Origin of the sequence: Paraburkholderia sprentiae WSM5005, assembly GCF_001865575.2 — a bacterium.
Lineage (GTDB): Bacteria > Pseudomonadota > Gammaproteobacteria > Burkholderiales > Burkholderiaceae > Paraburkholderia > Paraburkholderia sprentiae.
This window is the reverse complement of the sequence record NZ_CP017563.2, coordinates 584,639-611,619: the sequence shown is the minus strand read 5'-3', so window position 1 is coordinate 611,619 and position 26,981 is coordinate 584,639. Positions and strand designations below refer to the sequence as shown.

Below are 26,981 nucleotides of genomic sequence, written 5' to 3'. Positions count from 1 at the left end.
GCGCGTCCCGTCAAGTCAACGGAAACCATTCATGAGCCGAATTCCCGCACCCGATCAATATCAGGAACTGCGCGACGCGTTGCGTGACCTCTCGAAGGCGTACCCCGACGAGTACTGGCGCCGGATCGATCACGAGCGTGTGTACCCCGAGGCGTTCGTGGACGCGCTGACGAAGGCCGGCTGGATGGCGGCGCTGATCCCCCAGGAGTACGGCGGTTCAGGTCTCGGCCTGACCGAGGCGTCCGTGATCATGGAGGAGATCAACCGCAACGGCGGCAACGCCGGGTTCTGCCATGGCCAGATGTACAACATGAATACGCTGCTGCGTAACGGCTCGGAAGCGCAAAAGCGCACATACCTTCCCAGGATCGCGCGCGGCGAACTGCGCCTGCAGTCGATGGGCGTGACCGAGCCGACCACGGGAACGGACACCACGAAGCTGAAGACCACCGCCGTGAAGAAAGACGGCCGCTACGTGGTCAACGGCCAGAAGGTATGGATTTCGCGCGTGCAGCATTCGGACATGATGATCCTGCTCGCGCGCACCACGCCGTTGTCGGATGTGAAGAAAAAGTCGGACGGGCTGTCGTGCTTTCTCGTGGACCTGCATCAGGCGATCGGCAATGGCCTGACCGTGCGGCCGATTCCCAACATGGTCAATCACGAGACGAACGAACTGTTCTTCGACAACCTGGAGATTCCCGAAGAGAACCTGATTGGCGAAGAAGGCAAGGGCTTCAAGTACATCCTCGACGGACTCAACGCCGAGCGCGCGCTGATCTCGGCCGAGTGCATCGGCGACGGCTACTGGTTCGTCGAACGCGCATCGAAATACGCCAGCGAACGTGTCGTGTTCGACCGGCCTATCGGCATGAATCAGGGCATCCAGTTTCCGATTGCCGAGGCCTACATCGACGTGCGCGCGGCCGATCTGATGCGCTACAGGGCCTGCGAACTGTTCGACCATCATCAACCGTGCGGCGCCGAAGCGAACATGGCCAAGCATCTCGCGGCCACGGCTTCGTGGAAGGCCGCGAATGCCTGTCTGCAGACCCATGGCGGCTTCGGTTTCGCCTGCGAATACGATGTCGAACGCAAGTTCCGCGAGACTCGGCTCTATCAGGTGGCACCGATTTCGACGAATCTGATTCTGTCCTACGTCGCCGAGCACGTGCTCGACCTGCCGCGTTCATTCTGAGCTTTGGAGGGATCTGATGCGCTTCGAGACCATTCTGTACGACGTCAAGGACCGTATAGCGACAATCACGCTGAACCGTCCGGAACACATGAACACCTGGAACGATCAGGTGGCGACCGAGGTGTACGAGGCGATGCAAGCGGCGGGTTCGGATAACGGCGTGCGCGTCATCGTTTTCACCGGCGCGGGCAAGGCGTTTTGCGCGGGCGGCGACATTCACAGCTTCGGCGGCGACCCCGCCGCGCTGATGACGAAGTTGCCGCGACCGTTCGACATGCGCAAACGCGCCGACTGGCAGACGCGCTGCTCGTACTACCCGGCCATACCGAAGCCGGTGATCGCGATGCTCAACGGCGCGACCGTCGGCATCGGGCTGATTCACGCGCTCTTTTGCGACATCCGGTTTGCGTCGGAAGACGCGACCATCACGACGGCATTCGCGCGCCGCGGTTTGAGCGCGGAGTACGGCATGGCCTGGATACTCGCACGCCACGTGGGCCAGGCGCATGCGCTCGATCTGCTGCTATCGGGACGCAAGATCAAGGGGCGCGAAGCCGAACGGATGGGACTCGTGAATCGGGCCATTGCGGCGGACAAGCTGGTCGAGGAGACCTATGCCTATGCGCGCGACATGGCCGAGCACTGCTCGCCGCGCTCGATGCGCATCATGAAGGAGCAGGTCTGGGAGGTGCCGTTTCAGACGCCCCACGAAGCGGTGATGTACGCCGGATTGGACATGCCGATCGCCAACCAGTGCGACGACTACAAGGAAGGCATGGCGAGCTTCCTGGAGAAGCGCAAGCCCAATTTCACCGACTACTGAGCACATACGGGACTACCTCATGCTGAATTACGACGTCGTCAAGAACTGGCCTATCGAAGATGTCACGCAGACATACAGCGAGCGCGACGTGATGCTGTATTCGCTGGGTCTCGGACTGGGCGCAGATCCGCTGGACACCGAACAGCTGCGCTACGTCTACGAAAAGGATCTGCAGGCGATGCCGACTTGCGCGGCCGCGTTCGCGTGGCCGAAATCGTGGATGCGCGATCCGCGTACGGGCATCGACTACCTGAAGCTCGTGCACGGTGAGCAGGACGTTCGTTTCGTGCGGCCGATGCCGGTTGCAGCGACCATCGTCAGCAAGACGCGCGTAAGCCGCATTTCGGACAAAGGCGCAGGCAAGGGCGCGATCGTCGAGCTCAAGCGGGACATCATCGACGCCTCGACGGGCGAACCACTCGCCGAAGTGCGGCAGGTGTCCTTTCTGCGCGGCGACGGCGGGTTCAGTGCGGAGTCGGGCACGAGCGATGCGCCGCCCGAAGCGCTTCCGTCGGTGCCGGAGCGCGCACCGGATGCGGAATACGTCTTGTCGACCGGCGCCCATGCTGCGTTGATCTATCGCCTGTCGGGCGATGCCAACCCTTTGCACGCGGACCCGGAGGTGGCGTCGAAGGCCGGCTTCAGCCGGCCCATTCTTCACGGCCTTGCGACCTACGGTATGGCGGGTTATGCGGCGATCCGCACGTTCGCCGGCAACGATGCAGCGCGTCTGAAGCGACTCGCGTTGCGTCTGACTTCGCCGGTCTACCCCGGCGAAGCAGTGCGTTTTCAGTTCTGGCGGGACAGTGACACGCGCCTGCATCTGCGCGCGCGCGTCGACGCACGTGATGTGGCAGTGCTGAACAACGGTATCGTGGAAATCGCCTGAACCTGCGCCCGGCGACGCCAACGCGCTTTGCCGGGCCGCGACTGGAGCCTGACGATGGACCTGAAAGAGATTCCCGCCGACAAGGAATTTCGCGCCACCGTGCGCGAATTCGTCGCGACACATTTGCCCGACGACATTCGTGAACGGGTGCTGAACTTCCGCCATGTGCCGCGCGAAGACTACGTGCGCTGGCAACGCATTCTGGCTGGCAACGGATGGGGTGCGCCGGCGTGGCCGGCGCAGTTCGGCGGCGCCGCGTGGAACGCCGCGCAGCGCAACATTTTCGACGAGGAATGCTTCACTGCCGGCGCGCCGCGCCAGATGCCGTTCGGCCTTTCGATGGTTGGGCCCGTGATCCAGAAGTTCGGCACCGACGCGCAGCGCGAACGGTTCCTGCCGCGCATCGTCTCGATGGAGGACTGGTGGTGTCAGGGTTACTCCGAGCCGGGAGCGGGCTCCGATCTGGCGTCGCTCAAGACGCGCGCGGACCGCGTCGAGCGAGACGGCCAATCGTTCTACGTCGTCAACGGCCAGAAGATCTGGACCTCGTTCGCGCAATGGGCGAACTGGATTTTTTGCCTTGTCCGCACCGATGGCAGCGGCCGGCCACAGGAGGGCATCTCGTTCCTGCTGATCGACATGGCAACGCCTGGCATCACTGTCAGACCCATCCGCACGCTCGATGGCGGCCACGACGTCAACGAAGTGTTCTTCGACGACGTGGAAGTGCCGGTGAGCCATCTCGTCGGCGACGAGCATCGCGGTTGGTCGATCGCCAAGTACCTGCTCGGGCACGAGCGAACCAACATCGCCGGGCTTGGCAACTGCAAGCGCTTCATGCGGCGTCTGAAGGAGATTGCCAGCACCGAGCGCAAGCACGGCAAGCCGCTCATCGAGGACCTGCGCTTTCGCGATCGCATCGCCAGGGTGGAAATCGATTTGATCGCTCACGAATGGTCGCTGCTGCGCGTCGTTTCGGCCGAGACCGCGGGACGTCCTATCGGACCGGAAGCATCGGTGCTGAAGATCCGCGGCTCCGAGATTCAACAGGAATTGACGGAGCTGATCATGGAGTGCGCCGGCCCCTATGCGGTGCCCTTTGTGAGCGAAGCGCTGGAGGCCGACTGGCGCGGCGAAACCGCGAACGGCGAGCTGCTCAACGCGCTGGCCGCGCATTATCTGGACTGGCGCAAGATTTCGATCTACGGCGGTTCGACCGAAGTGCAGAAAAACATCATCGCCAAACAGGCGCTCGGCATCTGAGGACACGCCATGGACTTCACGCTGGTTGAAGAGCAACAGATGCTGGCCGACGTCGTCGGCCGTTTCGTCGACAAGGCGTACGACTTCGAGGCGAGGCGCCGTCTCGCCGCCACGCCCCAAGGCTGGTCGGCCGCGCACTGGACCACGCTCGCCGAGATGGGCGTGCTGGCACTGAACGTGCCGCAGGAGCAAGGCGGGCTTGGCACGGGCCCGATCGAGACCATGCTCGTGATGGAGGCCTTCGGCCGTGGACTCGTACTGGAGCCGTTCGTTTCGACGGCCGTGATCGGCGCGAAGCTGATCGGGCGCGCGGGACACGAGGCGCGCAAGGCCGAGTGGCTGGCTGGGATCGCGGACGGCAGCCTGAAGAGCGCGCTGGCGGCACTTGAACCCGGCGCGCGCTTCGATTTGTGGGATGTTGCGACGAGGGCCGAACCCACGCGTGACGGCTTCATCCTGAATGGACGGAAAGGCGTGGTACTGCATGGCGATAGCGCGGACCTTCTGCTGGTTTCGGCGCGTAGCGCAGGCGAGCAGACCGACAAGCACGGCATCACGCTGTTCGCCGTCGATGCGCGAACGCAAGGCGTGAGCGTCAAAGGGTTTCCGGCACTCGATGGTCAGCGTGTCGCCGAAGTGACGCTGGACGGCGTGCGCGTCGATGCACAGGCTGTCATCGGCGCCATCGATCAGGGCTATCCGTTGCTCGAGTGGACGGTCGATCAAGGCCTTTTCGCGCTGTGCGCGGAAGCGGTGGGCGCGATGTCGCGGCTGAGCGATCTGACCTTCGACTACCTGCGCACGCGAAAGCAGTTCGGTTCGCCGATCGGCAAATTCCAGGCGCTTCAGCATCGCGCCGCCGACATGCTGAGCGCCGTCGAACAGGCGAAATCGATCGTCTACTTTGCCGCGGCGAGACTTGGCGATGACGACGACCTCGAAGCCCATCGTGCTGTGACTGCCGCAAAGGCGCTGATTGGCCGCAGTGCACGCTTCGTGGCACAGCAAGCGGTGCAGCTGCACGGCGGGATGGGCATGACGGACGAACTGGCAGTGGGGTGGTACGTGAAGCGGCTCACCTGCATCGACATGACTTGGGGAAACACCGAACACCATATCGAGCAGTACAGCGCGTTCCTGTGAATGCAGTTAAGCAAACGTCAACAATGGTCCCGACCGCCCATACCGGTCGATTTGAAGAAAGGAGACAACTGATGTCAGTAGCTGGTCATGGCGTGACTCCGGAACTGGCGCCGGTTCCCGCACACGTATTGCCTGAACGTGTGTTTGACATCGATATCTACAATCCGCCGGGTGCCGAAGACGACTACCATCTGTCGCTCAAGCGATTGCACGCCGAAGGTATTCCCGACATTCTGTGGACACCGCGCAACGGCGGCCACTGGATCGCGACGCGCGGCGATGACATCTATCACATCCTCAAGGACTACGAGAATTTCTCGTCGAAGCAGCTCACGGTGCCGCTCGTCGAGCATCAACCGTTGCCGCCGATTTTCTTCGATCCTCCGCAGCACACGGCTTATCGTGCGCTGATCGCGCCTGCGTTCATGCCGCAGGCGATCGGCAAGCTCGAGGAGAAGGCGCGCGAAATGGCGATCGAACTGATCGACGGCTTTTATCCCAAGGGCGAGGTGGAATTCGTATCGGGCTTTGCGCAGCATTTGCCGATCGGCATTTTCATGAACATGGTCGCATTGCCCGCCGAGGATCGCGAGTACTTGCTCGGCCTCGCCGACAAGATGGTCCGCCCGGTCGATGCCAACGAGAAGCTCCAGGCGCTGGGTGCGATTTTCCAGTACCTGGGGGTGAAGGTCGCGGAACGCCGCGCGAACCCGGGCGACGACCTCATCAGCAAGATAGTCCATTCGAACATAGACGGGCGCTCGCTCACCGACGACGAAGTACGTGGGCTTTGCGGTCTCGTGCTGATTGGCGGCCTCGACACGGTTGCCTCGGCAATGGGCTTTATTGCGCGGTTCCTCGCCGGCAGTCCCGCCCACCGCAAGCAGCTCATCGACAACCCCGATCTGACGCAGAAGGCCGTGGACGAGCTTTTGCGACGTTTCCCGGTGGTCAATCAAGGGCGGCGTATCACACACGATTTCGAGTACAACGGCGTAGCCATGAAGGCGGGCGACATGATCATCATGCCGACCACGCTGCACGGTCTGGACGAGAGAAAGTTCGACGATCCGCTGAACGTCGATTTCACCCGGCCCACGCCGATCCATTCGACGTTCGGCAATGGTGCGCATCGTTGTCCCGGCTCGTTCCTTGCGCGCGTGGAGCTGAAGGTTTTCCTTCAGGAGTGGCTCAAGCGCATTCCGGATTTCCAGATCAAGCCGGGCGAGAAGGCGGGTGTCCACGGAGGCGTGAACGGCACGCTGTACCGGTTGCCGCTTGTCTGGCAGGTGGCCCGCTGAGGTTCGGTCAGGATGGCCTGTGTGAGCCGTTGCGACCGCCCCCGGTCTGCGCGCGACCCGGCGCAGGCACCTGCCTTCCGGTTCTATGGAGACGCGTTGCTCACCGCTCGCCACACCACCTTCATGGCGTGACGCAACGCGTCCGGATCAAGTGCGTTTGCGTCGGATCGGCGCAGAAAGACGACCAGACCTTGTAGATGCGAAAGGAGTAGCGCGCCGCGCAACGTGCATTCTTCCGAGGACAAGGTTGGATTGATCTGCGCGATCAGTTCTGCCAGAAGACCTTGAAAATCGGCGGTAGATTTCGCCATCAGGGCATGCAGAAACGGCTCATGTTCGGCGAGACTCCAGCATTCCAGCACGAAGGCGCTAACGCGATTTCCGCCGGTCGCCGTCAATACGGAGAACGCCTCGTCGACAATGACGTCCAGTCGCGCCCCCGGTGGCCGGAGTTTGTCTTCGGCGATCGTCCGGTAGTGCTCGAAATAGCGATCCGTGAATGCCTCGATCGTGGCTCGCAATAGTTCTTCGCGGGTGCTGAAGTAGTGCTGCAAGGTCCTCAGTCGAATTCCGGCGTCGCTGGCAATGCGGCGTTGAGTGAAACCAGCGTTCCCTTCAGATGCGAAGACCTCGATCGCCACTTCGATGATGGCGGGCACGCGTGTCGTTCGGTTGCCGCGCCGTTTGGGCGCGTCTGCGGCCGTGTTGTCGAGGTCTGCCGATGAGATGGTTAGATCTTTCATCCGTGGTGCTCTCCGGCTTTAATCTGATGTTAGTCAGATGACGAATAAACAGACGTCGGTCGACTAATTAACTTTTAGATGACGTTCCGTCCGTCGCTCGTCGCATCACTATCCTACCGGAACAAAGGGAGGGTTTGTCCATACCGGCATTTCCCCTGGTGTCGTCTGGCTTGATAATGGGTCGGCTGACTACTAGTATTTAGTCAACAGACTCATTGCGGCAAAGCCAGACCATTCTCGCTGCGTGGGAAGCTGGAGCCGGCAATGCGCAGGTATCGGGGTTGGCCGGTCAAGGTCGCCAATGTGCGGTCGTGGCTGGGATTGTCAGAGGCGCGCACAAGGCGGTTGAAGGAGCAGGACATGAAGCTTGGCGAAAGTACTTTGCGTTCGCTCATCGAGAAGTGGTTCGCGCCCACTGCGACCAACCCGGTGCATCTAACCCGGTTCACTTCACCAAACTCGGGACAGACGAGGTGCGTGCTTGCGCGATCGTGCGCCTCGGAAAGCTCCCTCGCCATATTCTTCTTTCGGCACGACGACGGCGCATGGCGCGTGTTCCCGCCTCCTCCCCGAAAACCAGAAATGCACTTCTACGCAGCGACGGGATAAGGATTCATCCGGTCACGATCCATGACCAGGTATACCGAAGGACTGCAAAGCAAATCGATCCGATCGCGCCAGCGTTTCGGCAGTTTCTGCGATTGGTCTTCCTTTCGCGTCTAAATAGGCGCTCTGCAAGTGTTTAGCACCGCTGCGACCGCGACCGTGCGCTGACCGCTTCCAGTCCATCACCCATCTCAGGCTCAGGTTTACCCCGAAGTTGAACGTCGTTCAAAAAAATGCCTCACGTAGGGGTGAGCGAGCGTTGACAGTCGAGTTTCGAGCGTTTATCTTTCCGAACAGCATTCGTATTCTGGTGGCTGTGAGATGTATCCGAGACGCGATGCTGACGAGGGTGGGAGGCCGGTTTCGCTTCATTGCAAGTCTGCGGCAGTCCAACGGCCTTGGCCTTTTCTGCGGCAGTTCGACAAAGACAAGAGGAGACGCATGAAACAGAAAAGTCTAAAGCCAAGTGCGATCAGCCTTGGCGTGCACGCGACCTGCATCGCTGCGGCGTGCGGGCTGTGGAGCGCGAACGCCAACGCCTTCCACTTCGATGTGCCGAACCCGGACATCGATATGGAATGGGACAACACGGTGCGCGCGGACTACGACATCCGGCTTCAGAATCCGGACCACTTCTACACGAACAGCCCGACCTACGACGAAGGCGATCTGTCGACGCCGAAGTTCAGCACGATCCAGTCGATGCTGAACCTCTACAGCGAATTCGATTTCAAGTACAAGGATACGTCCGGCTTCCGCATCAGCATGGACGCGTGGTACGACCCGACGTTCAAGAATCACAATACGAGTAACCCCGCATTTGCTCCGAACTACCCGAACAACGAGTACACCAGCTACATCAAGAAGTACTACCAGGGGCCGAGCGCCGAGCTGCGTGATGCGTTCGTGTTCAACACTTTTGACCTCGGTGGGCACTCTGTCAACGTCAAGCTCGGCCGGACGGCGCTCACCTGGGGGCAGTCGGCGTTTGCGACGCTGGGGGGCGCGAACTCGGTGGCGATCGGCCAGCAACCGCTCGACCTGATGAAACTGACGCAGAGCCCGAGTGCTTCGCTCAAGGAAATCGTGTTGCCGACGGCGCAGGCCAACGTGACGACGAATATTACCGACACGTTCTCCCTCGGGGCACAGTACACCTTCGAATGGAATCACGACCGTTTGCCTGAAGGCGGCACGTATTTCGGCGGTGCCGATCCTATCCTTTACGGCCCGCCGATCGCCAGCTACCAAAACATTCCGGGGCTGGGCACGTTCGCGATTCCGCGCATCGCGCCGACGAAAGGCCAGATCGGCGATATCGGCATCGACGGCAAGTGGCGCGTCGATTCAATCGCCACGACCTATGAATTCACGTACCGCCACTTCGCCATGAAGATGCCTTGGGCGGCGGTGCTGCTTCCGGGTGCGGGACCGGAACTCTTCCCAGGCACCAACCTGCCTGGCGTGACGGCAAAGTACGGCAACAACGTGAACCTGATCGGCGCTGGCTTCAACAGTGCGGTCGGCAAGGCGGCAGTGGCAGGCGAACTGTCGTATCGCTGGAACATGCCGCTTAACGCCGTCAATACGACGACCGTCAACGATGCGCCGACGGGGCGCACGCTGCACGGACTGCTGAACGTCACCCAGTCGTTCGGCAAGACGCCGTTGTGGGACAACATGTTCCTGCAGGCGGAATTCGCGTTCAACGAGCTGCTAAGCGTGCAATCGAATGCGCGGAACTTTGCCAACTCGAGCTACGACACCACCGGCCAATGTTCGGCATCGGGCAACTCCGCGTTCAACAACTGCTCGACGCGCTTCTGGGCCGGGATCGGCATTGGTGCGAGCCCGCAGTGGTATCAGGTATTCCCTGGGGTCGATCTGACGATGCCACTGTTCGTTAATCTGAATCTGAAGGGCTACTCGTCTGTCATTACGCCGGCGGCCGAAGCACAGGGGCAGAACACCTTCGTGGTCGGGCTCGATTTCACGATCTACAACAAGCATGAGGTGGACATCACCTACACCTACTACATGAATAAGAAGGGGTACTCGACGGCGGGCGCGGCGACGGCTCTCGGCGCACCCTACAGCGACAAGTCGTGGATCGGCATCACTTATCAGACAACGTTTTGATGACGGAGGCAGGTGTGAAAAGATTCCCAAAGCTTCTTAAGGCGCTGGCGATACTCGCCGCGGTTTGGGCCTCACCGTATACGCTGGCGATCGAGAGCGGGATCACGCCGTTCGGAGCGGAAATTGCCGGCAACAAGGACGGCACGATTCCGGCATACACGGGGGGCATCAAGGACTTTCCGAGCGGGTTCAAGGCCGACTCCGGAAAGTGGGCGGATCCGTTTGCTGGTGAAAAGCCCGTTCTGCAAATCACGGCTCAGAACTATCAGCAATACGCCGACAAGCTGAGCGCCGCGTCGATCGAGTTGTTCAAGCGCTATCCGACTTACCGGATGGACATTTACCCGACGCACCGCTCGGTCTCATATCCGGACTGGTACCTTCAGAACTCGGAAAAGAACGCGGAAACTGCCAAGCTCGAAAAAAACGGCCTTTATATCGATGGGGCGTTCGGCGGCAAGCCGTTTCCGGTGCCGAAAAACGGTCAGGAGGCGCTGTGGGACTGGGAAATACGCTACGTCGGAGCGGCGCAGAAAAACAACGTGAAGACGTGGCTCGTCGATTCGAGCGGCACGCCGATTCTTGCTGCGCAGTTCAAGAGTTCGCTGCAGTTTCCGTATTTCCAGCCGAAGTACGAAGCGGAGTTTCGCAAGAAGGGCCCCCTCGCGATCTGGTATCAGGTCTATAACGACTATGCGTCGCCGGCCCGCCTGATTGGCGACACGACGCTCTTCTGGTACTTCACGGATTCGGCCGATCACGATCAGCAATCGTGGGAATACAACCCAGGCCAACGCCGCGTGCGCGTGGCGCCCGATCTCGCCTACGACACGCCGAATCCCGGCTATTCCGGCGCGATCACGATGGACGACATCCAGCTGTTCTACGGCAAGATCGATCGCTGGAACGCGAAGCTGGTCGGCAAGAAGGAAATGTACATTCCGTACAACGACTACAAGCAGCAGTACGACACGCCGGCCAGCAAGATCCTCACGCCGCATTTCGTGAATCCCGATTATGTCCGGTGGGAACTACACCGCGTATGGGTCGTGGAGCTGACGCTCAAGCCGGGCGCGCGTCACATCTACAGCAAGAAGACGCTGTACTTCGACGAGGATGGCGGCGGAGGAATGATGGATGCCTACGACCAGTCCGGCAAGCTCTATCGCGCCGGCTTTGAGACCACGGTTCCCGCGTACGACTACAAGGTGCCGTATTCGCTCGGTAACTGGTTCTACGACTTCAACAGCGGCATTTATATCTTCGGCAGCCATCCGGCGGACTCGCCCGGGATTTTCTTCAACGTGAGCTTCCCGAATGACTACTTCACGCCGGAGCGTATGCAGTCCGCGGGTGTGCGCTAATTGCGCGCCGGGTTGAGGATGAGGTATTGAGTGATGCGTCCCGCCCGCCTTGCTTGGCGGGACGCATCACCAGCAGTGACGGGTTCGTGTCGTGCGCATCGAAAGTCGTGTTGCCGACCCGGGCACAAGAAAGGGCGCAACACGTGCCTGATGCCGGCTGTGGCATGGCGCATAGACAAGTTTCATAAAAAGCTCAGAACTGTTCGCGTGATCGATCGCCAGTTACTGTGAAGGAGACGCAATGCGCAATACCCTGTTTGGTTGGCTGGCACTCGTCGCGGCGGCATGCGCCGCGAGCGCGCCGGCCTATGCCGAATTCGCCGACCCGATGCACGCGCCCGCGGTCATCAACCCGCATGCCGCGCATGAACCGCTCATGGCGCTGGCGCAGGCCGGACAGCGCCTGGTCGCGGTAGGTCCGCGCGGTGCAATTCTCGTTTCGGACGACGGCGCCATGCACTGGCGCCAGGTCCCGGTGCCGGTGAGTTCCGATCTGGTGGCCGTTACGTTCAAGTCGGCCGCGCTGGGGTGGGCGGTCGGACACGACGGCGAGGTACTCCATACCACCGACGGCGGCAATACCTGGACGCGACAGCTCGACGGCCAGCAGGCGGCCAAACTGATGAGCGAGTACTACGCGAAGCAACCGGGCGACTCGCCGGACCTCAAGGCATCGCGCGAAGAGGCCGAGCGCTTCGAAGCAGACCACGGCGGCCGTCCGTTTCTCGACGTCTGGTTCGACGACGAGCGTTCCGGCTGGGTCATCGGTTCGTTCAACATCATTTTTCACACCGACGACGGTGGCAAGAGCTGGGTGCCCTGGTTCGATCGCGTGGACAATCCCAATGCGTTGAACCTGCATGCGATGCGGCGTATCAACGGCACGCTTTATATCGCGGGCGAACAGGGGCTGCTGCTCAAGCTCGATCCCGGCAAGCAGCGTTTCGTCGCGGTGCCTACGCCGTCGAAGGGCAGCTTGTTCGGTCTCGCTTCCACACGCAACGCGATGATCGTCTACGGGCTGCTCGGCAACGCGTATCGCTCCACTGACAGCGGCGCGACGTGGGACAAAATCACGCTGCCGACCGGCGCGAGCATTCTGGCTTCGGCTGAACTGCCCGACGGTCACCTGATTCTCGCGACCCAGGCGGGCGAGCTGCTCGAGAGCGTCGACCAGGGGGCAACGTTTCATGCACTCGGCGCGAGCCAGCCGGGCGGCATCTTCGCCATGGCGCTGCGTGGCGACACAGCGGTGCTGGCCGGCGCGGCCGGCCTGTCACGGATCGCATTGTCGAAGTCGCACTAAGGGAGAGCAGATATGACCGGCGGCAACAATGCCCAATTCGACAAGATGCCCGTGGTGGCAGATCTTGCCCAGTTCGATTCAGGTTCAGGCAACGCGCTAGAACGGTTGATCTTCAACCGCCGTCCCTGGCTCATCGTCATATGCGCGATCATCACGGCGGTGCTGGGATTCCAGGCGCTGCGACTCGATGTGAATGCGAGCTTCGAGAAGATGATTCCGCTCTCGCATCCGTACATCAAGAACTATCTGGCCAACAAGGCGGACCTCAAAGGGCTCGGCAATTCGCTGCGGATCGTCGTCGAGAATCCCTCGGGCGATATCTACGATCCAAAGTATCTCGCCGCACTGCGGCGCATCAACGATGCGTTGTTCCTGATTCCGGGCGTCGATCGCCCTGGCGTGAAGTCGATCTGGATGCCGATTGTCCGCTGGAATGTGGTCACCGAGCGCGGCTTTGCGGGCGGCCCGGTGATGCCGGACGGCTTCGACGCGTCCGCGCAGGCGATCGCACAGCTGCGCACGAACATCGCGCGCGCAAACATCGTGGGCAGCATCGTATCGAATGATCTGCATTCGAGCATGATCCAGTTGCCGCTGCTCGATCATTATGCCGATACCGGCAAACCGCTCGACTACGCAAAGCTTTCACACCAGATCGACGAGGTCATCAAGAACGAGGGGCACGGCGAGGTGCACGTGCACGTGGTGGGCTTCGCGAAGCTGATCGGCGATCTGATCGACGGTCTCAAGCTGGTGGCGATGTACTTCGGCGTGGCCGCGGCGATCGCCCTCGTCGTGATCTTCCTCTACACGCGCTGCTATCGCAGCACGCTGCTGGTAGTGGCTTGTTCGCTGATTGCGGTGGTCTGGCAGCTTGGCATCATTCGCACGCTCGGCTACGTGCTCGACCCGTATTCGGTGCTGGTGCCGTTCCTCGTTTTCGCCATCGGCGTCTCGCATGGCGCACAGAAGATGAATGGGATCACGCAGGACATCGGGCGCGGCACGCATCGCTATGTAGCGGCACGCTATACGTTCCGGCGGCTCTTTCTCGCCGGTCTCACGGCGCTGCTTGCGGACGTGGTTGGTTTCGCCGTGCTGATGGTCATCGACATTCCGGTGATCAAGGATCTGGCCTTTACGGCGAGCGTCGGCGTTGGCGTGCTGGTCTTCACGAATCTGCTGCTGCTGCCGGTACTGCTCTCGTATGTCGGCGTGAGTCCCTCGGCTGCACGGCGTAGCGTACGCGGCGAGCAGAACGACGCGCGCGGCACCTCGTCGGCGGGCGCGCTGTGGAATCTGCTCGACCGCTTCACTGAACGCCGCTGGGCCGTGGGTGCGATCGTTTGCGCGGGGGCACTCACGGTGCTCGGATGGTCGATCAGCCAGCATCTGCAGATTGGCGACCTCGATTCGGGCGCGCCGGAACTCAGGCCGGACTCGCGCTACAACCTCGACAACGCTTACACCAATGCGCATTTCGGTCTGTCGAGCGACCTGTTCGTCGTGGTCGGCAAATCGTCGCACGGCACGTGCGATGCGAACAACTTCCCACTCGTGCTCGAAGCCGACCGGCTAGAAACCGCACTGCGTGGCGTGCCGGGCGTGCAGACGACGACCTCGGTCGGCGGCCTCGCGCGCTGGGTAACGGCGGGCTTTTACGAGGGCTACCCGAAGTGGTACACGATCGACCGCGTGCCTTCGATCGTCAACAAGACGGTGTGGCAGATCCTGCTCGATCATCCTGATCTGCTGAGCCAAACTTGCGGCACGGCGCCCGTCATTGCGTATCTGACCGATCACAAAGCCGCGACGCTCTCGCGTGTGATGGACGCTGCGGAAGCATTCGTGAAAGCCCACAGCGACGCCGATCACCAGTTTCTGATGGTTGCCGGCTCGGCGGGCATCGATGCGGTGACGAACGTGGTCGTCGCGAAAGCGAACCGCACGATGCTGTTCATGGTGTATGCGGCGGTGATCTTGCTGTGCTTCATCACGTTCCGCAGCTGGCGCGCGGTCGTGGTGGCCGTCGTGCCGCTTGGGATCACTTCGGTGCTGTGCGAGGCGCTGATGGTCAAGCTCGGCATTGGCGTGAAGGTAGCGACGCTGCCCGTGATTGCATTGGGTGTGGGCATTGGCGTCGACTATGCGCTCTATCTGCTGAGCGTGCAGCTCGCGTATCAGCGTGCCGGGCAACCGCTGCGCGTAGCTTATCGTCATGCGGTGCAGTTCACGGGCAAGGTCGTGGCGCTGGTCGGCGTAACGCTGGCTGCCGGCGTCGTGACATGGGCGTTCTCTCCGATCAAGTTCCAGGCCGACATGGGCATCTTGCTCACGTTCATGTTCCTGTGGAACATGATCGGCGCGCTGATCCTCATTCCGGCGCTGTCGCATTTCCTGTTGCAAGGCATCTCGCGTAAGGCGGTGGCGAAGAGCGCCGCGGCCGGTCCCGCGAACGTCGAAGCCCGTAACGGCGAAGTGACGCTGCGGTAGTGATGCTGTCACGCGCGCCGCTTTGCGCGCGGTAGCGTCCGCGGTACGAAAGAACTGGCCTGCTATCTGCCGGGGTAGCGGGCCGTTCTCTCTTCGAGTCAATCGGCGCGTTAGGGCGAGCGCCTCTCGCTTTCCTACACGACGGACATCGAGAAGCTCAGGATCTCCGAGACCCCGCCGTCGACCATCAGCATTTGCCCGTTCATGTAGGAGCTAGCCTCCGAGGCGAGAAACACGGCGACGCCACCGAGTTCTTCGGGGTTTCCCCAGCGGCCAACCGAAATATGCGAGCGCACGATCTCCTTCATTTGTGGATTCGACGTGACGGGCTCGGCCATATCGGTGAGAAAGTAGCCGGGGCAGATGCCGTTGCAACGAATGCCGTGGCGGCCCAGCTCCGCGCCGAGCGATTTCGTGAGTCCCGCAACGGCGTGCTTGCTGGCCACATACGCCTGAAGCTTCTCGCGGCCGAGCACGGACACATAAGACCCGACATTGATGATGCGTCCGTGTCCGCGTTCGACCATGGGACGAGCCACTTGCTGCGCGAGCAGGTAGGCGGCCGTGACGTTGGTATTCATGGTTCGTTGCCACATGTCCAGGTTCGACTCGAGAAAATCGCTCCACTCGCACATGCCCGCGTTGTTGAGCAGTACGTCGATGCGTCCGTGGCGCGCCAGCACGTTGCGAACGCCGTTTCGGATTGCGTTCGGATCGGTGAGGTCGAACGGTTCGATATCGACGTCGCCGCCTGTTTTGCGAATCGATGCCGCGGCGGTTTCGAGGCTTGCGCGCGAACGCGCGCAGAGGATGACGGTTGCACCGGCTGACGCCAACGCGCACGCCATCGCAAATCCGAGACCGCGCGACGCGCCGGTGACGAGCGCAATCTGTCTGTCCAGTGAAAATAGTTTCATAGCCTGACTCCGGTGGATCATGCGAAGGCTGATGACTGGTGGCGAACGACGATCTTGCCGAAATGCTGCTGGCTTTCGAGGTGCCGAAGCGCGTCCGCTACATACGCAAAGTCATGAACGGAGTCGATGACGGGCCTGAGTTTGTGCAATGCGATCGCACGGTTCATCGCTTCGAAATCCTGACGGGAGCCGACGCGGATCGGCGCGATCGATAGTCCGCGCATGAAGAACCCTTCGCCGGCAGAAGGGGCGCCGGTCAGCAGCCCCACGACGCTGATGCGTCCGCCGTCCCGCGTGGCGGCAACCGACTTGCTGAATGTTTGCGCGCCGCCCACCTCGACGACCAGATCGACTCCACGGCCATCGGTGAGGCTCAGCACGGCGTCATCCCAATTCGGCGTGTCGCGGTAGTTGATCGTGGCGTCGGCACCGAGCTCGGTCAGGCGTTTGAGCTTGGTTTCGCTCGACGACGTGGCGATCACGCGCGCGCCGAAAAGGCGTGCCAGCTGTAGAGCGAAGATCGATACGCCGCCGGAGCCTTGCACGAGGACGGTTTGACCCGGCAGCAAGGCCGCATGCTGACACAGTGCATTCCATGCGGTGACGGCGGCGCAAGGCAGCGTTGCGGCTTCCTCGTCGGAAAGATGAGGCGGAACTGCAACCAGCTCCTGCTCGCTCAGTACGATTTTGTCGCGGAGCATACCTTCGACAATCGCGCCGCGGCCCAGGGTATCCGCGTGTTGCGGACGCGCGCCGCCGTGCCAGTCCTCCGCGAAATTGGCCATCACCCGGTCGCCGGGCCTGAAGCGCCGTACGCCTGGACCGACGGCAAGCACGACGCCCGCGCCGTCCGAGGCCGGAATGAAGTTGGGTGCCATCCAGTCGCGAAACGCACCCTTCATCAGCAGCAACTCCCGGAAATTCAGCGAACTGGCATTGACCTGCACCAGTACCTGATGAACGCCGGGCGGCGCCGGATCGGGTTCCTCGCATAACGCCAGGCCCGCAATGCCTTCGAAACGCTCGCATCGATAGAGCTTCATTTGTCGCCTCATGGTGTGGAACGAGAGCGTCGAATGGATTGCCGAGCGACGCTTTTCTCATTCTTCTCGTTGACAGCCGCAAAAAGATGAGTTCAGAATATGGAACATTGTTCAACAAAGTGTCCGGAGCGTCAAATTGAAGATATTGGTCGCGGTGAAGCGCGTGATCGACTACAACGTGAAACCTCGGGTGAAGTCAGACGGCTCGGGCGTCGATCTGGCCAACGTGAAAATGGCCATGAACCCGTTCGACGAGATCGCGGTGGAGGAGGCGGTGCGCCTGAAGGAAGCGGGCGTGGCGAGCGAAGTCGTCGTGGTATCGGCGGGGACCGCGCAATCCCAGGAGGTGCTGCGTACCGCGCTCGCCATGGGGGCGGATCGCGCCGTGCTAGTGGAGAGCGATGTGGATCTGCAGCCGCTCGCAGTCGCCAAGCTGCTGGCCGCCGTGGCCGCGCGGGAAACCCCGCAACTGGTGTTGCTCGGCAAGCAGGCCATCGACAACGACGCTGGCCAGACCGGGCAGAAGCTCGCCGCATTGCTCGGATGGCCGCAAGCGACATTCGCGTTCAAGACGGAAGTGGACGGACAACAACTACTCGTCACCCGTGAGATCGATGGCGGGCTCGAACGCATCGCGCTTGATCTGCCGGCGGTGGTCACGACGGATTTGCGTCTGAACAGTCCGCGCTATGTGACGCTGCCCAACATCATGAAAGCCAAGAAGAAACCTCTGGAGACGCTAAGCCCCGAGGCGCTGGGCGTTGACGTCGCGCCTCGACTGAAAGTTCTCGAAGTGACCGAGCCGCCGGCGCGCAAGGGCGGCGTGATGGTTCCGGATGTGGCAGCGCTGATTGAAAAGCTTCGAAACGAAGCGAAGGTGATCTGATCATGACTATTCTCGTTATCGCCGAACACGACAACGCAAGCCTCAAGCGCGCCACGCTCAACGCCGTCACCGCGGCGGGCGCAGCGGGTGGCGAGGTTCATGTGCTGGTGGCAGGCCACGGCGCGTCGGCCGTCGCGGAGCAAGCGGCGCGCGTCGCCGGGGTCGCCGAGGTACTCGTCGCGGATGCACCCGAATACGAGCACGGTTTGCCGGAAAATCTCGCGGCACTAGTCGTGTCGCTGGCCCCCGCTTACACACATGTGATCGCAGCGTCCACGGCCGTGGGTAAAAACTTCATGCCCCGTGTGGCCGCGCTGCTCGACAGCGCGCAGATTTCCGATGTGGTTGCCTTCAAGACACCCGATGTTTTCGTGCGCCCGATTTACGCCGGCAATGCACTCGCAACGGTGCAATCCTGCGACCCGATCAAGGTCGTCACGATTCGTCCGACCGCGTTCGATGCGGCACCTGCCGGCTCGGCCACCGCGCCATCACGCGCTGTTGCGTCGGCACCGGCTTTCGATAAGACCCGTTTTGTCGGGCAGGAACTCACGAAGTCGAGCCGGCCAGAGCTTGCCGCGGCGAACATCGTGGTGTCGGGCGGCCGCGGCATGCAGAACGGCGACAACTTCAGGCTGCTCGATGCGCTTGCGGACAAGCTGGGCGCGGCGGTCGGAGCGTCGCGCGCGGCGGTCGACGCGGGCTTTGTGCCGAACGACTATCAGGTCGGTCAGACCGGCAAGATCGTCGCGCCTCAGTTGTATATCGCCGTGGGCATATCGGGCGCCATTCAGCATCTCGCCGGCATGAAGGACTCGAAAGTCATCGTCGCGATCAACAAGGACGCCGAGGCGCCGATCTTTCAGGTCGCCGACTACGGTCTCACCGCCGATCTCTTCGAAGCGGTCCCGGCGTTGACCGCTGCGCTCGATTGACGTTCGCCCCGATTGACAGCAATCCGGGCGTCGGCCTAGCATCTGAACGCCGTTCATGTAAATTGAACCATAAGTTGCATATCGACCGCGAGCCGTGCGGTCGCCAGATAAAAAGCCGGAACCGGCGCCTACGCCGGCCACATCACGAAGGAGATATCAATGGGTAACAGAGGTCCCGATTCGGGTGAACACACTGTCCGCCTCGATTTTGTCCCGAAGGACAGTTACCTGTCGAAGCAATTTCTCGAGCGGGAGAACGCGCGCCTTTGGCCGCACGTGTGGCAGGTTGCCTGCCGGCTCGAAGAGATTCCCAACGTCGGCGACTACGTTACCTTCGACGTGGCTGGCGAGTCGATCATCGTGGTGCGAACGGCGGCCGATCAGATCAACGCTTTTTTCAATGTCTGCCAGCATCGTGGCCGTCGCTTGACCAACGGCTGCGGCAAGGCCGCGAAATTTCACTGCGCCTATCACGGCTGGCAGTGGAATCTGGATGGCAGCTTGGCGCGCGTGCTCGATCGCGACGACTGGGCCGGCTGCCCGGAAATGACCGACGGTGATCTTCGTCTGACCGATGTTCTGGTGGACACGTGGGGCGGTTTCGTTTTCATCAACATGGATCCGAACGCCGAGCCGCTTGCTAAATTTCTCGATCCGGTGCCGGAAATCACGAACTGCTTCGAGTTCGAAAAGATGCGCTACCGCTGGTACAAGTCGATTCGTCTGCCGTGCAACTGGAAGGTCGCGCTCGAGGCGTTCAACGAGGGTTATCACGTAGCGGCAACCCATCCTCAGCTGCTGGACGTCGCAGGCGACGACGTCACGCGAAGCTTCGCCTACGGTCGCCACGGCATGTTCGGCTATGCGACGGCCACCCGGATGATCGGCGCGCCTTCGCCGAGAACCGGCAAGCCGATGCCAGAGGACGTACGCCAGGGTCTCGTCAATTTTTTCCGTGTGATGGAAGAAACGCTGAAGGCGATCAATACCGCGCGCGACTACGAAGCGGCGAAACGGCTGATGACCGAGATGTCCCCGTCGGGTAACCAGTTCGAAGTCCTTGCAAAGGCGATGGATTTTCAGCGTGAAGCGGCCATCGCCGAGGGCGCAGGGTGGCCCGAGATCTCTTTCGAGCAACTGGGTCGCGCGGGAGCGGACTGGCACGTCTTCCCCAACCTCATATTTCTGCCGTATCCAGATGGCGCGCTGTTTTACCGCGCACGGCCGGACGGCGATAACCCCGATTCCTGCATCTATGACATCTGGTCCTTGCAGCGCTTCGCGCCGGGCGCGGAGCCGCCGCTAAAGCGCGAATTCTATTACGGCGTGGATGACTGGAAGGAGAACGCGCACGAGAACTTCGGCCTGATCCTGTGGCAGGACTTCCAGAACATGACCAACGTGCAGCAGGGCATGAAGTCGCGCGGCTTCAAGGGCTCGCGCACGAATCCGCTGCAGGAAACGTCGGTATCGAACTTCCATCGCGCGCTGCGCGATTTCATCGCGCGGGAGGAGTGATGTCGACGAGCTGGGACGCAACCTACGACTTCGTGGTGGTCGGCAGCGGCGGTGGTTCGATGTGTGCGGCGCTTGCTTGCAGATCGGTGGGCAAGGAAGCGCTCATCATCGAGAAGCAGGCGAAGGTCGGTGGCTCGACCGGATATTCGGGCGGCGTCTGGTGGCTCCCGAACAATCACGTGATGAAGCGCCACGGCGTCAGCGATTCGTATGAGCGCGCACGCCAGTACTTCGACGCCGCGGTAACGTATCAAGGCCCAGGTACCTCGAATGCGCGACGCGAGGCTTACTTGCGCACCGGGCCGAAGATGGCTGAGTTTCTCGAGCAGCAGGGGATGCAGTTCGTGTACGCGGACGGCTGGTCCGACTACTACGACACGCTGCCCGGCGGCGAGCCGCGTGGTCGTTCGCTGCTGGCAAAGCTTTTCGACGTGAAGGAACTGGGCGAGTGGGCGCCGCGTTTGTCGCGCTACAAGGGCCCGTCGATGCCTGCCAACTCGGACGAGTACCCGACACTGTTTCTGATGAAGCGGACATGGGGCGGCAAGCGCAAGGCGATGCAACTGGGTGGCCGCATGCTCTACCAGAAGATCACCGGCAAGGAACTCGTGGCCAACGGCGCGGCGATTCAGGGGCGCATGCTGCAGATGGCGCTACGCGCGAACGTGCCGATCTGGACGGACACGCCGGTGCGGGAGTTGATCGTTGAAGAAGGGCGCGTGGTCGGCATCGTCGCGGTGCGCAGCGGCCGCGAGTTGCGCGTGCGTGCTCGCGAAGGCGTCCTGCTCAATACCGGCGGCTTTTCACACAACGCGGAAATGCGCCGCAGGTACCAGCCGCAGCCGTCGTCCGCGGACTGGACCAATGCGAATCCGGGCGATACCGGTGAAATCCTGCAAGCCGCGATTGCGCTCGGCGGCGCAGTGGACTGCATGGAGGAAGCGTGGTGGGTCGTGACCTCGCTCGGTCCCAACGAGGAACTGCCCGAAGGTGCGCGCGCGCCGGATGGTTCGCCGCTGCCGTTCATGCATCACCTCGACCTCTCGCTGCCGTTTTCGATCATGGTCGATCAGGACGGCGAGCGCTTTTGCGACGAAGCGGGAGCGTACATGGAAATCGGTCAACGCATGTACCAGCGTCACAGGCAGACGGGTAAGGCCGTTCCCGCATGGGTCGTGATGGACAGCCGGCAGCGCAAGTATTACCCGTGGGGCACGGCGATGCCGGGCCAGATTCCGCAAAAGTGGCTCGACAGTGGCTACATGATCAAGGCAGACACGCTCGAAGAACTGGCCGCGAAATGCAGCATCGACCGTGCCGGGCTGCTCGAGACCGTCAAGCGCTTCAACGGCTTTTGCGAAACGGGCGTCGACGAAGATTACGGGCGCGGATCGCGCGCATTCGATCGCTGTCATGGGGACCCGACCATCAAACCGAACCCCAATCTCGGACCGATCGACGAAGGGCCGTTCTACGCCGTGCGCATGTATCCAGGGGATGTGGGCACCGCAGGCGGGCTCGTGACTGACGAGTTCGGACGTGTGCTGAAGGACGATGGTTCGCGAATTCCTGGGCTGTACGCCACCGGCAACTGCACGGCATCCGTGGTTGGCCGCTGCTATCCGGGCGCCGGCAGCAGCATCGGCGCATCGTTCGTGTTCGGTTACATCGCGGCGCTGCATGCGAGCGGCGCGCAAAAGATCTGGTGACACAGGAGAGTGACGAATGAATGCCTATCAGCCACCCAGCAGCGAAGTCCTGGTCGACATCTACCGGCGCATGGCGCTCATCAAGCAAAACGATGAGCGCTTTCGTGCCGTCATCAAGGCCGGCAAGCTGGTGATGCCGTACTACTCGCCGCGCGGCCAGGAAGTGATTCCGTCGGCGATGTCGGTGTGTCTCACCGACGACGACTACATCTGCACGATCTACCGCGGCGTGCACGACATGATCGCCAAAGGTGTGCCGCTCAAGGAACTCTGGGCTGAACTTGGAGGGCGAGTAACGGGCACGTGCAAAGGCAAGGGCGGCCCGATGCACGTCACGCATCCGGCTTCCGGCGTCATGGTGACGACCGGCATCGTCGGCAGTTCGATGCCGATCGCGAATGGGCTGGCGCTCGCCGCGCAGATTCGTGGTGAGTCACGCGTGGCCGTGGCTTACTTCGGTGACGGTGCGTCAAACATTGGTGCTTTCCACGAATCGCTGAACATGGCGTCCGTGTGGAAGTTGCCGGTGATTTTCGTCTGCCAGAACAACGGTTACGCCGAGCACACCAAATACGCTTACGGCACGTCCGTGCCGAACATCGCGCAGCGCGCCGTCGCATACCAGATGCCGGGCATCACGGTGGACGGCAACGATCCGATTCAGATGCACAAGGCGGCGCACGAAGCGGTCGAGCGCGCGCGCAACGGCGCCGGTCCGACGCTGATCGAAGCGAACACGTTCCGCTTTCAGGGGCACGTGTTCGGCGACCCGGACGCCTATATGGACAAGCATGAAAAGGCCGCCTGGCTCGCGAAGGATCCGGTGCCGCTGTTCCGTCAGTGGCTCATCGATGCGAAGCATGCGACCGAGGAGCAACTGGTTGCGATGGAGGCCGAACACGAGGCGCAGATCGACGCTGCGGTCGCATTCACGCTGTCGAGCGAATATCCGGATGTTGCGGAGCTTCGGCGCGACATCTTCAAGGACGAGGTGCTCGCATGAGCCAGCAGCCAACCAACATCAACACGATCCAGGCGGTCAACTTCGCGCTTGACGACGCGATGGCCGGCGACGCCAACGTCATCGTGCTGGGTGAAGACGTGGCCGACGGCCAGGAGGGCGGCATTGTCGGCGTAACGAAGGGACTGTCGTCGAAGTACGGCACATCGCGGGTGCGTTCGACGCCGATCTCGGAGCAGGCCATCATCGGTGCGGCAATCGGCGCGTCGATGGTCGGGATGCGTCCTGTGGCGGAAATCATGCTGATGAACTTCACGACCGTCGCGATGGACATGATCGTGAATCACGCCGCCAAGCTGCGCTTCATGTCGGGCGGACAGACCCATGTGCCGATCGTCATCCGCACCATGACGGGCGCGGGCTTCGGCACGGGCGGTCAGCACGCCGACTACCTCGAGGCCTGGTTTGCGCACGTTGCCGGCATCAAGGTCGTCACACCGTCGAATCCTGCCGATGCATATGGCCTGATGCTGTCCTGTATCCGCGATGACGACCCCTGCCTGTTCATCGAGAACATGCCGACCTACTGGAACCCGGGGAGTGCGCCGGAGCGCGGCGTGGCGATTCCGCTTGGCAAAGCCAACGTGATTCGCGCGGGTACCGACGTGACGGTGATCAGCTACAGCCGCCGCGTGCAGGAAGCCATGGCTGCTGCCGAAGTGCTGGCGAAAGAGGGTGTCGCCTGCGAAGTGATCGATTTGCGCACCGTCTCTCCTTTGGATACCGACACTATCCTGACTTCGGTTGCAAAAACAGGGCGCGCCGTTGTCGTGCACGAAGCCGTCAAGCCGTTCGGCGTGGGTGCGGAAATCGCATCCCGTATCTACGAAGCCCTCTTTCGGGAACTCAAGGCGCCAGTGCAGCGCGTGGGCGCGCAGTTCTGTCCCGTGCCGTTCTCCAAGCCGCTCGAAGACGCGTTCGTACCGGGCGTGGCCGAAATCGAATCGGCGGTTCGCGCGACGCTGAAATGACAAGCACGACCGCCCGGCATTCCATCATCAATCGAGCAAGATCATGACCACACAAGTTCTGTTGCCCAAACTGGGCTTTTCCATGAACGAAGGCACGCTAGCCGAATGGCTGGCGGACGATGGCGCAACCGTGAGCGAAGGGCAGATTCTCTACGCGCTCGAGAGCGACAAATCGATTCAGGAAGTCGAGTCGCCCGCGTCGGGCACGCTGCGCATCGTTGCCCAGGTTGGCGAAGTGTATCCGGTCGGCACGGTGCTCGCGGAAATCGTCTGATTGTGCACAGACCGTCACGCTATCCAACCATCGTTCCAAGAGGCATCCGCGATGAGTGTCGAATCCGTTACTACGCGAGCGCAGTCCAATCTGAATAGCGGACCCGGCGAGGCCGCAGTCCCCGCTTTCGGAGCGAATTTGCCGTCTTGGCCGCAGGTCGATTTCGCCGAATTCGGCGAGGTCGAAGTCAAGCCGGTGTCGCGCATCCAGAAGCTCACCGGCGCCTTCCTGTCGCGCAACTGGCTGACGATCCCGCATGTGACTCACCACGACGACGCTGATATCACGTCGCTCGAAAGCTATCGCAAGGCCCGCAACGACGCGAGTTCGGCGATCAAGCTGACGCCGCTGGTTTTCCTGATCAAAGCCGTGGTGCGGGCTTTGCAGGCGTTCCCGCAATTCAACGCGTCGCTCGACGGTGACGGCAAAAACATCGTTCTGAAGAAGTACTTCCACATCGGAGTTGCCGTGGACACGCGCTTCGGATTGCTCGTCCCGGTGCTGCGTGATTGTGACAAGAAGAGCGTCGAAGAAATCGCGGTGGAACTTGCAGTTATTTCGCAGAAGGCGCGCGAAAAGGGTCTATCGATGGCAGAGATGTCGGGCGGTTGCTTTTCGATCAGCTCGCTCGGCGGCTTTGGCGGTACCGGTTTTACTCCTATCGTCAATGCGCCGGAGGTGGCGATTCTCGGCGTGACCAAAACCCGGCTGGCGGCCGCGCCGGCGGATGACGGCGGCGTCAGTTGGCGCAAGATGCTGCCGCTGTCGCTCAGCTACGACCATCGGGTGATCAACGGCGCCGATGCGGCGCGCTTCACCGCATTCATTGGAACCGTGCTGGCCGATCCGCAAACGCTCGCCGGCGAACCGACGATCTGACAAAACAACGACGGGATTGAGATGAGAACCCTTGGCGAGATGATCGAGCGAAATGCTCGCTTGCATGCCGACCATACGGCGCTCGTGTACGCGCAACGGCGTCTGACGCACAGTCAGTTGGCGGAGCGTGCACGTCGCTTTTCGGGAGCGCTATATGAGCGTGGCCTGCGGCGCCAGGACCGGGTTGCGATCCTCGCGATGAATTGCGCGGAGTACTACGAGAGTTACCGTGCATGCGAGTGGGCCGGCTTCGTTCTGGCAACGGTCAATTTCAGGCTGGCCCCCGCCGAGACGCTTTATATCCTCAAGGACGCGGCGCCTAAAGCGCTCGTATTCGAGGCTCAGTATGCCGATGTCGTGAACGGACTGCGTTCGCAGCTGCCCGAAATCGAGCAGTACATCTGCATTGGCGACGCGCCGGAATGGGCCGTTTCATTCGAGGCGATGATGGAAGCCGGCCCAGTGGAAGGGCCGCCGATCCGTTCGAGACCGGAAGACTACGCGTACCTGATGTACACGAGCGGCACCACGGGGCGTCCCAAGGGTGTCGTGCGCACGCACCATGCGATGTGCGTCACTGCCGAAAGCTGCGCGCTCGTGACGGAGTTTTCGGGCAATACCCGTGTGCTACAGACGACGCCAGCGTTCCACGTCGGCGGCATTGGATTCGTTAATTCGGTGGCCTGGATGGGCGGCACGACGGTCGTACATCGCGCGTTCGAGCCGAAGCAGATGCTCGAGACTATCGCCGAAGAACGCATCACGTTCACGTTCATGGTTGCCGCGATGCTTCAGGCGGTCCTCCACGTGCCCGACCTGTCGAGCTATGACGTGTCGAGCATCGAAAACATCGTCACTGCGGCGGCGCCGGTGCCGCCGCCGCTGCTCTCGCGCGGCATTCAGGCGCTCGGCCCGGTGTTCTCGGTCCAATACGGCATGACCGAGAGCAACGCCTGCTGGCTACCCGCGCACGAGGTCAAGCCCCAGGGGTCGCCGGAACAGGTACGGCGCCTCGCATCGGTGGGTCGCCCGTGCCCCGGCATCGACCTGCGCATCGTCGACGACCACGGCAACGATCTGCCGCAAGGTCAGACCGGCGAGGTATGGCTGCGCTCGCAGACGCAGTTGAGTGGCTACTGGAACAACAGCGTGGCGACGGTGGAAGCACTGCGCGACGGCTGGTACCGCTCGGGCGACATGGGCTACCAGGACAAGGACGGCTACATCTTCCTCGTCGACCGCAAGAAGGACATGATCATTTCCGGTGGCGAGAACATTTACAGCCGTGAAGTCGAAGATGCGCTGGTCCAGCATCGGGCAGTCATCGACGTGGCGGTGATCGGCGTGCCGCACGAAAAGTGGGGAGAGTGCGTGATGGCGATCGTCGTTTTGCGCCGTGGCGAGCAAGCGAATGAAGCCGAGTTGATCGAGTTCTGCCGCGGTCTGATCGCGAGCTACAAATGTCCGAAAGCCATTGCATTCGTCGACGAACTGCCAAGGCTGCCAACGGGCAAGATCAGCAAAGTGAGTCTGCGCAAGCAGTTTGCCCAGTGAACGGCA

At 61.7% G+C, this 26,981-nt stretch carries 22 protein-coding genes; 19 read left to right on the top strand and 3 right to left on the bottom strand.

The features are described from left to right. Positions 1 to 31 precede the first annotated feature (31 nt). The 6 genes from BJG93_RS31350 (at position 32) to BJG93_RS31325 (ending at position 6,617) form a co-directional block, all read left to right on the top strand. Positions 32 to 1,198, top strand: coding sequence for an acyl-CoA dehydrogenase family protein (locus BJG93_RS31350; protein ID WP_027194355.1), 1,167 nt, complete (start codon positions 32 to 34; stop codon positions 1,196 to 1,198). Positions 1,199 to 1,214: 16 nt separating this feature from the next. After that, positions 1,215 to 2,021 carry an enoyl-CoA hydratase gene (locus BJG93_RS31345; RefSeq protein WP_027194354.1) on the top strand — a complete coding sequence of 269 codons (807 nt, stop codon included), beginning with the start codon at positions 1,215 to 1,217 and terminating at the stop codon, positions 2,019 to 2,021. A 19-nt stretch (positions 2,022 to 2,040) separates the two neighbouring features. Then, complete coding sequence (locus tag BJG93_RS31340; protein WP_027194353.1) at positions 2,041 to 2,910, top strand: MaoC/PaaZ C-terminal domain-containing protein; 870 nt, start codon at positions 2,041 to 2,043, stop codon at positions 2,908 to 2,910. A 54-nt stretch (positions 2,911 to 2,964) separates the two neighbouring features. Beyond that, positions 2,965 to 4,173 (top strand): acyl-CoA dehydrogenase family protein, encoded by a 1,209-nt coding sequence (locus BJG93_RS31335; RefSeq protein ID WP_027194352.1) that lies wholly within the window; start codon positions 2,965 to 2,967, stop codon positions 4,171 to 4,173. Between the two features lie 9 nt (positions 4,174 to 4,182). Continuing rightward, entirely contained in the window at positions 4,183 to 5,316 is a 1,134-nt protein-coding gene (locus BJG93_RS31330; RefSeq protein ID WP_027194351.1) for an acyl-CoA dehydrogenase family protein, read from the top strand. Positions 5,317 to 5,387: 71 nt separating this feature from the next. Next, positions 5,388 to 6,617, top strand: coding sequence for a cytochrome P450 (locus tag BJG93_RS31325; protein ID WP_034477421.1), 1,230 nt, complete (start codon positions 5,388 to 5,390; stop codon positions 6,615 to 6,617). 83 nt (positions 6,618 to 6,700) lie between these two features. Here the strand turns inward: BJG93_RS31325 and BJG93_RS31320 are convergent, their stop codons facing one another. Next, positions 6,701 to 7,360, bottom strand: coding sequence for a TetR/AcrR family transcriptional regulator (locus BJG93_RS31320; RefSeq protein WP_027194349.1), 660 nt, complete (start codon positions 7,358 to 7,360; stop codon positions 6,701 to 6,703). A gap of 1,047 nt (positions 7,361 to 8,407) precedes the next feature. On the opposite strand from BJG93_RS31320, the gene BJG93_RS31315 reads away from it, so the two are divergent. From BJG93_RS31315 to BJG93_RS31300, 4 genes are all read left to right on the top strand, one after another. Then, positions 8,408 to 10,105 (top strand): DUF1302 domain-containing protein, encoded by a 1,698-nt coding sequence (locus BJG93_RS31315; RefSeq protein ID WP_231337622.1) that lies wholly within the window; start codon positions 8,408 to 8,410, stop codon positions 10,103 to 10,105. A gap of 14 nt (positions 10,106 to 10,119) precedes the next feature. Beyond that, complete coding sequence (locus tag BJG93_RS31310) at positions 10,120 to 11,469, top strand: DUF1329 domain-containing protein (protein WP_027194346.1); 1,350 nt, start codon at positions 10,120 to 10,122, stop codon at positions 11,467 to 11,469. A 241-nt stretch (positions 11,470 to 11,710) separates the two neighbouring features. Beyond that, a complete protein-coding gene (locus BJG93_RS31305) occupies positions 11,711 to 12,775 on the top strand; it encodes a WD40/YVTN/BNR-like repeat-containing protein (RefSeq protein WP_027194345.1) in 1,065 nt (354 codons plus the stop codon). Between the two features lie 12 nt (positions 12,776 to 12,787). Beyond that, positions 12,788 to 15,268, top strand: coding sequence for an efflux RND transporter permease subunit (locus BJG93_RS31300; protein ID WP_027194344.1), 2,481 nt, complete (start codon positions 12,788 to 12,790; stop codon positions 15,266 to 15,268). Between the two features lie 134 nt (positions 15,269 to 15,402). Here the strand turns inward: BJG93_RS31300 and BJG93_RS31295 are convergent, their stop codons facing one another. Next, positions 15,403 to 16,185, bottom strand: coding sequence for an SDR family oxidoreductase (locus BJG93_RS31295; RefSeq protein WP_027194343.1), 783 nt, complete (start codon positions 16,183 to 16,185; stop codon positions 15,403 to 15,405). A 17-nt stretch (positions 16,186 to 16,202) separates the two neighbouring features. Further along, positions 16,203 to 17,228, bottom strand: coding sequence for a zinc-dependent alcohol dehydrogenase family protein (locus BJG93_RS31290; RefSeq protein ID WP_027194342.1), 1,026 nt, complete (start codon positions 17,226 to 17,228; stop codon positions 16,203 to 16,205). 136 nt (positions 17,229 to 17,364) lie between these two features. Here BJG93_RS31290 and BJG93_RS31285 point away from each other — a divergent pair, with 136 nt between their 5' ends. From BJG93_RS31285 to BJG93_RS31245, 9 genes are all read left to right on the top strand, one after another. Then, complete coding sequence (locus BJG93_RS31285) at positions 17,365 to 18,114, top strand: electron transfer flavoprotein subunit beta/FixA family protein (protein ID WP_027194341.1); 750 nt, start codon at positions 17,365 to 17,367, stop codon at positions 18,112 to 18,114. A 2-nt stretch (positions 18,115 to 18,116) separates the two neighbouring features. Next, positions 18,117 to 19,049 carry an electron transfer flavoprotein subunit alpha/FixB family protein gene (locus BJG93_RS31280; RefSeq protein ID WP_027194340.1) on the top strand — a complete coding sequence of 311 codons (933 nt, stop codon included), beginning with the start codon at positions 18,117 to 18,119 and terminating at the stop codon, positions 19,047 to 19,049. Positions 19,050 to 19,208: 159 nt separating this feature from the next. Beyond that, positions 19,209 to 20,567 (top strand): aromatic ring-hydroxylating oxygenase subunit alpha, encoded by a 1,359-nt coding sequence (locus tag BJG93_RS31275; RefSeq protein ID WP_027194339.1) that lies wholly within the window; start codon positions 19,209 to 19,211, stop codon positions 20,565 to 20,567. Continuing rightward, positions 20,567 to 22,276, top strand: a complete 1,710-nt coding sequence (locus tag BJG93_RS31270) for an FAD-binding protein (protein WP_027194338.1) — start codon at positions 20,567 to 20,569, stop codon at positions 22,274 to 22,276. The genes BJG93_RS31275 and BJG93_RS31270 overlap by 1 nt, the downstream gene beginning before the upstream one ends. Before the next feature lie 16 nt (positions 22,277 to 22,292). Then, positions 22,293 to 23,279: a thiamine pyrophosphate-dependent dehydrogenase E1 component subunit alpha gene (locus BJG93_RS31265; protein ID WP_027194337.1), complete on the top strand. Its 987-nt coding sequence runs from the start codon at positions 22,293 to 22,295 to the stop codon at positions 23,277 to 23,279. After that, positions 23,276 to 24,268, top strand: coding sequence for an alpha-ketoacid dehydrogenase subunit beta (locus BJG93_RS31260; RefSeq protein ID WP_027194336.1), 993 nt, complete (start codon positions 23,276 to 23,278; stop codon positions 24,266 to 24,268). The genes BJG93_RS31265 and BJG93_RS31260 overlap by 4 nt, the downstream gene beginning before the upstream one ends. Positions 24,269 to 24,311: 43 nt before the next feature. Beyond that, positions 24,312 to 24,542 (top strand): biotin/lipoyl-containing protein, encoded by a 231-nt coding sequence (locus BJG93_RS31255; protein ID WP_018425497.1) that lies wholly within the window; start codon positions 24,312 to 24,314, stop codon positions 24,540 to 24,542. A gap of 51 nt (positions 24,543 to 24,593) precedes the next feature. Beyond that, positions 24,594 to 25,421 (top strand): 2-oxo acid dehydrogenase subunit E2, encoded by an 828-nt coding sequence (locus BJG93_RS31250; protein WP_071336691.1) that lies wholly within the window; start codon positions 24,594 to 24,596, stop codon positions 25,419 to 25,421. A gap of 21 nt (positions 25,422 to 25,442) precedes the next feature. Further along, positions 25,443 to 26,975: a class I adenylate-forming enzyme family protein gene (locus BJG93_RS31245; RefSeq protein WP_027194335.1), complete on the top strand. Its 1,533-nt coding sequence runs from the start codon at positions 25,443 to 25,445 to the stop codon at positions 26,973 to 26,975. Positions 26,976 to 26,981 lie beyond the last annotated feature (6 nt).